This window comes from Polaribacter sp. AHE13PA (assembly GCF_019278505.1).
Taxonomy (GTDB): domain Bacteria; phylum Bacteroidota; class Bacteroidia; order Flavobacteriales; family Flavobacteriaceae; genus Polaribacter.
In genome coordinates this window covers 2,572,440-2,585,469 of sequence record NZ_CP058985.1, presented here as the reverse complement: position 1 = coordinate 2,585,469, position 13,030 = coordinate 2,572,440, and the positions used below count along the sequence as shown (strand labels likewise).

Sequence of the window (13,030 nt, the reverse complement as noted above, 5' to 3'; positions counted from 1 at the left end):
AGTAAATTTAAATAAGATTATAACCCAACAAATATGAAGGGAAAACCAATTGCCATTGGACAAAGAATTACAACAAGGGGAGAAGATTTCTTAATTACCAATATTATAAATAATTCTGATGGAAGTCAGCTTTTAGATGTAGAAGGAATAAGTGAGTTAGTGAAGGGGATGCGTTTCGCTTTTGATACAAAAATCGATAGTGAAATAAAACCAGTCGACCCGAATGACACAAGATTTATTGCAGATACAGAAAGCGGTTACAGAAAATCTAAATTATACATAGAAACACATATCAGAAATTCTACAATCTATTCTGATAAAATTACCATTGCTACTAAAGCAGCTTTTAATGTTTCTGAATATCAATTAACACCAACATTAACAGCTTTACAATTACCTAGACCTCGATTATTAATTGCTGATGGAGTTGGATTAGGTAAAACAATTGAAGTTGGAATTTTCATCGCTGAAATGATGAAAAGAGGAAAAGGAAAGCGAATCATGGTATTGGCTTTAAAATCAATCTTAGGTCAATTTCAACAAGAATTATGGGATCGTTTTGCAGTACCATTGGTAAGGCTAGATAGCGACGGGATTGCCAAAATTAAAACACAATTACCAGCTAATAAAAACCCTTTTGATTATTACGATAAGACGATTGTTTCAATCGATACCCTTAAAAATAATGCAAAATTTAGACATTACATAGAAAAGTCACAATGGGATATTATTGTGATTGATGAATGCCATACAGTGGCAAACAACCAAAGTCAACGTGGAGATCTAGCTCAGTTTTTAGCAAAACAGTGTGAGTCATTAATTTTAACATCTGCGACACCTCACAATGGTAAAAAAGAAAGTTTCGCGAATCTTATTAATATGATTGAGCCTACTGCAATTCCTAAAAGCGGTAATTATACAAGTGAAGATGTAAAACCATATTATGTAAGACGTTTTAAAAATGACATTACAGAAGATGCTGTAAGAGCAAATTTTCAAGATCGTGAGATCATTAGGTTAGAAACAGACCTGTCTTCAGAAGAATTAGCTTTTTTACGTTATCAACAAACATTAAAAATTCAAGGACTGAAGGCTTTAAAAAATAAGAAATCTAAAGATGATTTATTATTTTCTATAATGATATTCAAATCGTTTATGTCTTCTCCTTATGCAGCTTTAATGTCTATCAACAATAGAATTGAAAAAATAAAAGATATAGGTGGTCAGTCAACCAATTTTGAAGATAGTTTGGATGTTTTAAATGAGTTAAGAGTTTATTTAGAAGATATTTTAAAATCAAAACAAGACAGTAAATATAAAAAGTTCAAGAAAACTTTAATGGAGTTGGGGTGGTCTGGTAAAAAGAAAGACGATAGATATGTCGTTTTTGCAGAACGAATTGGAACGCTAGAGTATTTAAAAGAAAACTTAGTTCGTGATTTTGGATTAAAAGAAGAGGCTATTCAATCTTTCAGTGGTTCAAATTCTGATGTAGATCAACAGCGTATCATTGAAGATTTTGGAAAAGAAGATAGTAAGGTAAGAATCTTACTGTGTTCAGATGCGGGTTCACAAGGTGTAAACTTACATTATTACTGTAATCGAATGTTTAATTACGATATTCCTTGGTCGTTAATTACGCTAGAGCAAAGAAACGGACGTATAGATCGTTATGGTCAAAAAAATATACCTTATATCTATTATTTAGTAGGTAAAACAGATGATGAAGCTTTAAGAACGGATTTACACATTATCAATAACTTAACTAAAAAAGAGGAAGAAAAGCATAAAACTTTAGGGGATATTGGTTCTATTATGCAATTGTATAATGCCAATGAAGAAGCAAATAAAGTAGTAGAAGCCATTGAAAAGCAAGATGAAGATTTCTTAGAGGAATTAGAAAATTTCGATTATGGTGCTGCTTTTATAAATGATGATGATACTACAAAAGTAACAATTACAGACAATCCTTTTGAAAAACAGTTAACCATCTTTAATAAAGATTTTTCATATTATACTGCACTTTTCAATCAGTTAAATGGTGATAATTTAATAAAATCAAAGGACTTTACAATATTTGAACAAGACGAGTTTTTAGAGTTAAACAATACAAAAGAACTTAATAAAATTTTATACGATTTACCACCAGAGTCCAAACCAAAGGTCAAAGAGTTTTTTAAACTAACCACCAATAGAGATTTAGTACAAGAGTCTATTGAGAATGCACGTAAAAAAACGGATGAATGGGCAGAGTTTCAAATATTGTATGATTTGCATCCTGCTATTAAATATTACATGACCAAGTTAGAAGCGAGTGTTCCTAAAAATGAAGCGTTGGCAGCAAAATTAAGTACAAAACTGCCACAAAATTCAGCTTGGTATATTCTACAAGGTCAGGTGTCTAATAATTTGGGACAACCAGTTATTGCAGATTTCTTTGTGGTAGGAGTTTCAGAAAATAAAATAATTAAAAATTTGTCAATTCTAGAGTTTTTAGAGACCTACAAATTGCAAGACGAATTATTTAATGAGCAAATAACTACAGAAGAGTTAAATGCATTGCAAGAAAGTTTACCTGTTGCCATAGATTATGCACAGCACAAACATATGCAAAGTTTACAAGGAAAACTTTCGTCAAGTATGTTTGAAGAAATGGTAAAGCATGAAGAGAGAGTTATGAAATGGCAAGCTGCTTCTTTGGAACAGTTAGAAGTAAAATTTGAAAATACTGCAGAGACAAATTTTATGAAAAATAAAAAAGAAAAAGAACTAGTAGAAATAAACTCCATTACGGCAGAATCAAGTCAATATTTAAACAACGTAATGAGATTAGCAGACCAGGAAGCATATATAAAAGTAATGGCAGTATTTTTTAACGCATAGATATGATTAAGTTTATAGACAACATAGGCGATTTTTTCGCTACAAATTATTTCGATGAAGACTTTGTAAAAAAAGTACATGCCAAATCTGGGTATAGTGCAGAAGATCAAAAAGAACTTCAAAAACGCATAAGTCCCTTAAAAGATAAATATTTTAAGTACAAACGAGAGATTATTGAAGGTCGGTTAAGAACTAGAGATAAAATAAATAAAACCCATCAGTTTCACACACATTTGTTAAATGCTTTGGGATACGATGGTGATCATCATCAATACAACGATCCTTTTCATTTTAGTGAAACAGAAGTGTTGCCAGTGCGCCATAAATTGTATCGTGGAGATAAGTTGCACATGATGGTGATGGAAATGCAGCCATTAATAAAAGAAGGTGATGAAGAGCCAGATGGTTTGTTTGAACAACGTTACAATATTGAAGAGGAAGAAATTCAGACAAAAGAACAAAAATATCACAGAGCTCAATGGAAAGATATTTTTACTGTTTCTGAAGATTTAAAGATATCACCTGTTATTATCAATAAGGCAATTTCGCAATTGTGTTTGTTAGATCAAAAAGAACGTCCGCAATATATTTTATTGCTAGCAGGAAATGTGATGTTTTTAATTGATGTAGAAAAATGGTTTAGAGGTTCTTATTTGTATTTTAATATTGAAGAATTCTTTTCGGAAGCTACGGTTACTCGCTCTTATTATTCCTTATTCTATTTATTATTGTCTAAAGAAATGTTGTCACCAGAAAGCGACATGGTGTTGATGGACCAACTAGAAGAAGACAGTCACAAAAGTGCCTATGAAGTAACTAAAGATTTAAAAGAAGGAATCATCCACGCGGTGGAAGCTTTAGCAAATGAAGCCATACACTATCGTAAAAAAGTACTTTCTGAAGAGTTTGATGAAACTGATGATAATTTTGAAGCCCAAGTTAAAGACGATTGTTTAAGTATTGTTTATCGTTTGTTATTTGTGTTTTATGCAGAATCTAGAGCAGATTTAGATATTTTACCTATTTCCGACAGCACTTATCAAAAAGGATATTCCTTAGAAATGTTACGTGATTTAGAACAAGCGCAATTAATTACCGATCATAGTTTAAATGGCTATTTCTTTCATGAATCTTTGCATCAATTATTTCAGTTAATGAGTAATGGTTATAGAGAAGATGAAAACCAGGAAATTGAATTAAAGGATGGTGATAAGGTAAATAATTTAAAAAATAAAAGTTTTAGAATACGTCATATTGATTCACCATTATTTGATGATGAAAAACTAAACCAACTAAAAGGCGTAAAATTTAGAAACTATGTATGGCAAGATGTTATTTGTCAATTATCACTTTCTAGAGAAGCGAGAGGTAAAAGCAGAGGTCGAATTTCCTACGCTAATTTAGGAATTAACCAATTAGGTTCTGTGTACGAAAGCTTACTCGCATTTCGAGGGTTTTACGCAGAGCAAGATTATATAGAAGTACATCCAAAAAACAAACCAAAAGAAGGTACGTTGTTAGTGCCACGAAAGCGTCGTGATGATTTTGATGATGATGAGGTTTTAAAAAACAAAGAAGGCAAAGAAGTTGTCATCCCTAAAGGACAATTTGTATACCGTTTAAGTGGTAGAGATCGTCAAAAATCAGCATCATACTATACGCCAGAAGTATTAACACAATGTACAGTAAAATACACACTGAAATCTATTTTAGAAAAAGTAGAAAATGGCGAAATGAAAGCACTAGAGTTATTAGAACTCAAATTGCTAGAACCTGCCATGGGTGCAGCTGCTTTCCACAACGAACTCATCAACCAATTGGCAGAAGCCTATTTAAGTTATCGCCAAAAAGAACTCAAACAAAAAATATCGCCTGAAAAGTTTCGTGAAGAACTTCAAAAGGTAAAAGCCTACATCGCAACTAACAATACCTATGGTGTCGATTTAAACCCAACAGCAATAGAGCTGGGGAAACTATCTTTATGGCTAAACGTCATTCATAAAGATATGGAAACCCCGTTTTTTGGGTATCGTTTAGGAGTGGGAAACGCAGTAGTGGGTGCATGGTTAAAAGTGTATCATAAGAGAGCGTTTAGTGTAGAGTTTTCTAAAGTCGGTACCAAAAAACAACGTGAAAAACCGATTAAAAAAGAATGGTGGGACAAAGCACCAAAGCACCTACATTTTAAACCCAATGGAGGCATACAACGTAGAAAAGATGAAATCTACCATTTCTTGTTACCTGATAAAAACATGGTGCCGTCTGCAAAAATTAAACTCTTAAAAAATGAGTTTGAAGAAGAAGCGAAACGTGTAAGTGCTTGGAAGAGCGATTTTTGTGCACCTATAAATGGTGAGGAATACCAACGTTTACAAAAACTCTCAAAAGCGGTAGATGTTTTATTAGAAGAACATTACAAGTTTCAAGCAAGTATAAACGCACAAACCAAAACCAAAGGTGGTTTTTTTGGCGCTTATGAAGATGCGGAACAAGGCCAATTAGGGTTACGCTCTTACGACGAAAAAGAACAACTCGCGGCACAACGTAACAATACCAACGCACCATATTATAAGCTAAAACTCATAATGGACTATTGGTGTGCCTTATGGTTTTGGGACATGCGCGATGCCAAAGAGCTACCAACACGCCAACAATGGTATGATGACATTGAAAAAATTATAAACATAGATTTAAGTTTATTAGAAGAGGTAGAAACAGAAGTAGAAGAAGAGCTTTTACCAAAACCAACCTTAAAACAAGCCAGTTTATTTGAAGAACCAAATACCCAATACACACTTAAAAGTTACCGAAAAGATAAAGCTGCAGCCCTTAAAAAGTTAGGTGAAGCCTTACAAAGCAACCCAGATTCCTTATTTAAAAACGAACGCAGCAAAATTGTAAACCAATTAGCAGCTAACAATAACTTTTTTCATTACCAGTTAGAGTTTATAGAGGTGTTTAAAGAACGTGGTGGTTTTGATGTAGCTGTTGGAAATCCTCCTTGGTTAAAATTACAATTTGAAGAAAAAGGCTTAATGAGTGAGGTCTTTCCTGAATTAGATATACGTAAAACAAAAGCACCTGAAGTACGAAAATTGCAAAAAAGTTTTTTAGAATTCGAGAATCAAAAAGAAGCTTATTTTAACGAGTATATAGAAACTGAGGCTTCTGCAGTTTTTATGAATGCTTATCAAAATTACCCCTTATTAAAAGGTCAACAGACCAACTTGTACAAATGTATTTTAGAAAATGGTTTTCATTGGGTTTCTAAGAAAGGTTTTTTGGGACTTATTCATCCAGAAGGGATTTATGATGATCCTAATGGATATATTTTGAGGAAAGAAGTTTATCAAAGGTTGAGATTTCATTTTCAATTTCAAAATCAAAATCAAAAAAAATTATTCACTGAAGTAGCGCGAACACGATTATTTAGTGTAAATGTTTATTGTGGAAAAAAAGGAGATGTTAATTTTTATAATATCAATAATTTATACGATGCCTCTACTATAGATGTAATATTTACAAGTAATGATACTTCTTATGGTGGAGGAATAAAAGTTAAAAACCTTGTTACTAATAAATATGAATGGAATATTAAGGGGTCTAAATCTCGATTAATTAATATTGATATAGATGTACTTAAGGCAATTTCAAGTACTATAGGTGATATTTCTATGTGGGAAGGGTCTAAATTAGTTTCTCTACATTCTGTAGATATAGTAAATGTATTCAAAAAAATTGGAAATTACAGATTTAAAATAGAAGATACTGAGTATAAAATTTCAGAAGGGTGGCACGAAACAAATGACTTACAAAGTAAAAAGATAATTAGAGAAACTAAAAACCCTGTTTTAGATAATTTCGAAATGATATATTCAGGGCCACATATCTTTGTTTCAAACCCAGTTTATAAAAGCGCTAAACTTGAGAGTCATTTAAAAGGAGATTATGATAATGTAAACTTAGAAAAAGTAACAGAAAGTTTCTTTCCAAGAACTAATTATATTTTTAATCAAAGTAAACACTCTGCCACAGATAATGATATTTGGGACTGGATTCAATCATATAAAATGGTGTTTAGAAAAATGGTTGATATAAATACTGAAAGAACTCTTTCAGGAGCTCTTATTCCGCCTAAAACAAGTCACGTTAATGGATTAATATCCATACGGTTTAAAGATCAAGAAACATTATTAGAGTTATCTGGATTATCAAGTTCTATAGTTTTTGATTTTATTATTAAAGTTAATGGAAAGTCAAATCTTTATGAAGAAAGTCTAAAAAAACTGCCTATTAGGGTTGATGAAAAATATAAATCTCAAATTATTCTAAGAACCTTGCTTCTAAATTGTTTAAATACTGGGTATAGAGATTTGTGGGAAAATAGTTTTAATAAACTCAAAATTAAAGATTCTTGGTCAATAAAAGATAAAAGATTAAAGTCCTTATCTAAACTAGAAAAAAAATGGTCAATTGACACTCCTTTGAGAAATTTATTTGAAAGAAGATACGCACTTGTTGAAATAGATGTTTTGGTAGCAATGGCAATGGGTATAACATTATCTGAACTAATTTTAATTTATGAGGTGCAATTCCCTGTTCTGCAACAATATGAAGATGATACCTGGTATGATACAAATTCGAATGTAGTTTTTACTAATAGCCTAGGGCTAGTAAGCGTAGGAGTAGAAAGATCAGTTTGGAAAACAATTAAAGATTTAAAAGCAGGAGAAACTTACGAGCATACCATAGAAAAAAGTGAGTTATACAAAGGCAAAAAAGTAACCTACCACGCCCCTTTTGATAAATGCGACCGTGTAGAAGATTATAAGGTAGCTTGGGCGCATTTTGAGGAGGTGTTTAAAGAAAGCAAAATGGAGTAGTAAGTGTCAGTTCGAGTGATTTTGCTTTTTTGCAAAATTGTATCGAGAACCAATGATTTTGTGCAGAGTAAAGAGAATAAAATTAGAAAAGGAAATATTAAAAGAATAGAAAGAAAAAGTATACTTATGATAGCAAAAATAACATACGATATTGCAGGGCAAAATAATTTTTTAAGTCGAGCAGAATACAGTTTTGAAATTTTTAACTTCTTAAACAGTTTTGAAGATCAATTTCAATTAGCAGAACAAGTTGAAATTGTTTTTGAAGATGAAATAAATCCAGACCCTAAAAATCTTCCAACCCTTGATATAGAGGTGTCAGATGATGGTAAAGAAATTAAAGCTTACTATAAAACGTATAGATATTCCGATGGTAAAAATGGATTATCTAAACCAGATGAAGTTAGTTTTTTTAAAGGGTTAAGACATTATTTAATAAATACGGTTATTAAAGAAGATAATGAGAGGTATTAAAAAATAGATTTATAAAAAGTAAAAAAGAGGTTTTAAAAAATGCTAGAAAAAGAAATAATAATATTTACTACAGACTCAGATACGTTAACACTCAAAAATGTTAACGAATTAGTAGACAAAACATTTGCAGTTTACGATGCAGATGCTTCAAGGATAATTGCAGATTATCGTTCAGAAAAACAATATACAGCCGATTATGATGGAAGACAAATTTTAGAATTATTACAAAATGCGGATGATGCCCAAACAGATGTAATTCATATAGAAATTAACACAGATACAAAAATATTGACGCTTTCTAACAATGGAATTCCATTTTCTTTAGATGGTGTAAAGTCGCTTATGTTAGCAAATATGAGCCCTAAAAACAAAAAAGAATACATAGGAAATAAAGGTTTAGGGTTTCGTTCTATCTTGAATTGGGTAACTGAAGTAGAGGTGCTTACAGAAGAAGTTAATTTAAAGTTTTCTGATTCATTTGCGCATAAGAAATACAGAACTATTTTTAATAATAGTGAAGATTTAAGAAATCTTGTTCAAAAGGATAAAAATTTGGAGGAAGGTGAAATACCATTTGCTGTATTGGCAATTCCTGACATTGATGAGGTTACTGAAAAAGATGGTTGGATAACAACGGTAAAACTACATTATAAAACGAATGAAGAAAAAAGTATACTAAAACAGTTAGATGCGATACAAGAAGAAACATTATTGTTTCTAAAATATACCAAGAATATTACAATTCTTAAAAATAAAGAGGAACCTAAGGTTTTTAATAAAAGTAGACCAAGCGAAAATAAAATACAGGTTAATCATAAAATTTGGAACATTTACAATTCTGGTGAGTGTAAATATGATGAAACGAAAATGTACAGTTACCAAATTGCTTGGCAAGATAATTTAGAAGATAAAGATGGCGTTTTCTATACCTATTTTCCAACAAATGTTAAAACACATTTGCCATGTTTAATTCATGCTACATTCGATCTAAATGCCTCAAGAAAAGAAATAAATCCATCAGCAGAAAACAAATTTGTATTACATGAAATTGCAGAAAAATTAGGGGAATTAGCAGTTACAAAACTTACTGCATTTCCTTCAGATTGGTTATCGTATCAGTTTTTAGATAAAACTCAAAAAAGTGATAATGAGGTTTTAGAAGATTTTTATGAAATCATAGATATAGCAAAATATAATGCTGCAATTTATCCAGGTTTAGATAATAAGTATTACCCTAGAAAGGAGGTTTATCAATATAATAATGAACTATTAATCTGGGTTTTAGAAAATAACTTTGGTGATTTTTTTCCAAAATTAATAAGACCCATCACTGATGAGGATAATATTGATGATTTTAATCTATATAATTATAACAAATATACTCCAGAAGAGCTTTTAGAGATAGTTGAGAATTTAAATCCAAAATTAACAGATTTAAAAGAGCGAGTTAAGTTTATTAAGTTTTTAATAAACGACAATTTTAAAAACTTACATGAAAGCAATGTAAGATTACCGTTGTTAATAGATAGGAAAACAAACTTACCAACTACAGACCAGTTGTTTACGATTAGGCAAGAAGAGGATGAATCATATTTAGATATTGTAAAAAATGTAGAAGGGATTTCATTTATACTTCCAGAAATATTCGATTTATTAGAGATTGAATTAAAGGAAGAAATTAAGCTAGTTGAAAAAGAAAATGAAGATGTTTCCAGACCTATAAAAAGAGTCATTGATAAGGTCGTAAACATTGGTTCTAACGATATTATCCATGTAATAAGATATATGGTTAATGAAGCACGAAAAAAGATTAATAACGAAGTTGAGGAGACTGAGGTTATTATCAAAAATTTTGTTAGTTCGTTACACTTAATTTTTACTAAAAATTCTGATAGAAGAGGTAAATTACCATTTAGCATTCCTCTTTATAATAGAAACAAAAAACTTGTAAATAGTGATGAATTATTTTTTGGTGATGAATACTATGGAGGTCAATTAACTGAATTGATATTTAAAGGTATTTACAATAACGATAATTATATAATTGGTAATGATTATTGGGGTTTAGATTTTGAAAGTGAGTTAGAAATTCATTCCTTTTTTACATGGTTAGGTGTAAATAAATATATAAAACTTCAAAAAGAAGCTAAAGAAGTTACACCTCCAATAGAATATCAAGAGCTAGTATTTAAAAGCAGACCAGATTTAAAAAAAACGTATCACTTCTATAAAGGTATTAGAATTGTTAAAGAATCTCTTTTAGAAAAATTAACTATTGAAAAGTTACTTGTATTAATAACAAAAGAAGAAGTTTTAAAAAAGAAATTATCTGATCATCATGAAGATAGTTATAAATATAAATATGGGTCAGGATATCCTAAAGATCTATATGGATTTCCTTCATTTATAGAATTTCAAATAAAAAAAACTGTAGATTTTTCGAAGTATATTGTAGAAGATGAAATAGGAGTCGAGCAACTTTTTAAAACAGTAAACTATAAAGATGAGATTTTCAAGAATTATGATATTTCTTTAAATGAAATCAAAGGTTTATTAGAAAAATTAGGGGCAATAAAATCTTTAGACGATATTTCAATCGATCAATTTTATGCTTTATTTGAAAATCAAGAAGATATGTTTCCTCAAGGTAGAGGAAGTGCTACTTTTTATAAACGATTTTTAGAATATTGTACAAAAAATAATGAAATTAGTAAATCTGAAAATAATTTTGATTTTTCTGGATTCAAATGTTTTGCTCGTAAAGGAGGTAAGAAAGAAAGTGAATTTGAACTTTTACCTGTTTCTCAAATTTATTATTCAGATAATAATTTAGTACCTCAAGATATTTTAGATAACTATGATATTCTTGCGCTTTCAAAAAGGTTAGGAGAACAAAATGTAAAAAAATATTTTGGTGTTAATTTAATTCAAGATGTTATTAAAAATATCGAGATTGATAAGAATGCTCTTGAGATATCAAATCTAGATAAAGCATTCAATGAAAGAATTAATAAATTAAAGCCTTATTTTTTGTTCTATCGTTTAGAGATTATCAAAGATGATGCTACTAAAAAAGAAGCTATAAACCTTACCAAGAACATTGATATTAAATTAGTAAATAAATGTAGGTATCACTTCAATGCAGGTGAAAAGTTTACGCTAGAAGAAAATTTCTTTATTAAAATTGGGGATACCTTTTATATTAGAAATAATACAAGTCATTCTGTAGAAGGTTTAATGAATGATTTAGTTTTTTGTGATACGGTTGCAGAGGTTCTGAATACACAATATAAAGTAAAAGAACATCATGATAGGTTTAGAGCTATATTTAAAGATAATGTCAGAGAAACTGAATATGTTATTAAGACCAAAGAAGGTGAAGAACTGTTAAATAATGCCAAATTATTATTGGGTGTTTCTAGTGTTGAATTAGAATTTTGGGCGTTTATATTCAAACAGAACAATAGAATATTACCTGAATATGTTGCCGATTTTAATCAACTTAAAAAAATAGTCAAAAGGACTTTAGAGTTTGAATTACCAGAAGATTATTTTAGAATTTCTTTTGAGGACTTTTCTAGTAAAGAGGCTTATAATTTAATAAGTACATTAATAAATAATGAGAAGATTACTTATTTAGAATTACTAGAGAATACAAGTGTTGTCAAAGGATTAGTAGCGTTTCACTTTAGAAAAATTTCGGAGTTAATAAACTTCAACTCTAATCAAGAAAAAATAACAAAATTTGTTTGGAGTAACTTATATAAAAGTTCTATAGAAGAGAAGAAAAAATTCAATATTAAAATTATAAAATTAAAGAAACAGATTCAATCTGAATTGAAAGAAATTATCAAAGAAGAATCAAAAAATAAATTAGAGATAGAATACTTAAATTTATTTTCAAACCATATAAAAACAAATTATCATACTGATATTCTTATAGATATTCAGAATATTTACAATAAGAATGTTTCAAAGATATCAAATACAAAAATTGCTGATATTGAAGATGATTTAAAAAGCTTACTATATTTCGAATGGGATACAATAGATGAACTTAAAAATATCCTTTTTCCAGAACAAGAAGAAGCTCCTGCTAGTAAGCCTCAGAAAAAAGAGTTAGATGATGTGGTAATTTTAGAATCACATATTTCTTCTGTTGATTTTATTGAAAATACAGATGGAGTTAATAAAGGGAATGGTGGAGGAGCTCATAGTCAAGGTCACGAAAAAAGTAAAAGAATAAAAGGAAAGGCAGCAGAAAAATTAGTCAGAGATAAATTGAAAGCTTTGGGTTATAATGATGTTGCATGGGTTTCAGGTAATTCTGATGAACCAATAAGAGATGATAGTTTAGGGTATGATATAAGATATGTAAATGAAAATAATGAAGAGAAGTTTTTAGAAGTAAAAGCAATAGCTACAGATAACAGTTTTTTTATCTCAGAGAATGAAAAAAAGTGTGGACTAAAGTACAAGGAAAAATATGTAATGGCATTGGTAATTGGAAAAAAGATTCATTTTATAAAAGATTTTTTTAAGTTTAATGAAGGAGAAACTTTTGATGACAATAAAAAATATACAGTTAAAAATAACAACTATAAAGTTTACTTTAAAGTAAGAAATTAATAACTGACACTTTAAGTAAACTAAGAAAATTTATTATAGTATGTTTTAATACAGTTTATTAGCTTAATAAAAAGGTTGGTTTTTAAAATATGAAAAAAGAAAAGAAGTCATTTTGTTTAGGTTTAGTATTTTTTAAATAATATTAAATGTTAAGAGTGATA

At 29.7% G+C, this 13,030-nt stretch carries 4 protein-coding genes; all 4 read left to right on the top strand.

Annotated elements, in window-relative coordinates:
* Nucleotides 1-33 precede the first annotated feature (33 nt).
* The 4 genes from H0I28_RS11105 to H0I28_RS11090 all read left to right on the top strand — a co-directional run bounded on the left by H0I28_RS11105 (nucleotide 34) and on the right by H0I28_RS11090 (nucleotide 12,869).
* Nucleotides 34-2,883: a helicase-related protein gene (locus tag H0I28_RS11105; protein ID WP_218759132.1), complete on the top strand. Its 2,850-nt coding sequence runs from the start codon at nucleotides 34-36 to the stop codon at nucleotides 2,881-2,883.
* A 2-nt stretch (nucleotides 2,884-2,885) separates the two neighbouring features.
* On the top strand, nucleotides 2,886-7,766 hold the full coding sequence (locus H0I28_RS11100; protein ID WP_218759131.1) for a hypothetical protein: 4,881 nt from the start codon (nucleotides 2,886-2,888) through the stop codon (nucleotides 7,764-7,766).
* Nucleotides 7,767-7,892: 126 nt separating this feature from the next.
* On the top strand, nucleotides 7,893-8,240 hold the full coding sequence (locus tag H0I28_RS11095) for a hypothetical protein (protein WP_218759130.1): 348 nt from the start codon (nucleotides 7,893-7,895) through the stop codon (nucleotides 8,238-8,240).
* Between the two features lie 39 nt (nucleotides 8,241-8,279).
* Nucleotides 8,280-12,869 (top strand): DUF3883 domain-containing protein, encoded by a 4,590-nt coding sequence (locus H0I28_RS11090; RefSeq protein ID WP_218759129.1) that lies wholly within the window; start codon nucleotides 8,280-8,282, stop codon nucleotides 12,867-12,869.
* The last annotated feature ends 161 nt before the right edge of the window (nucleotides 12,870-13,030 follow it).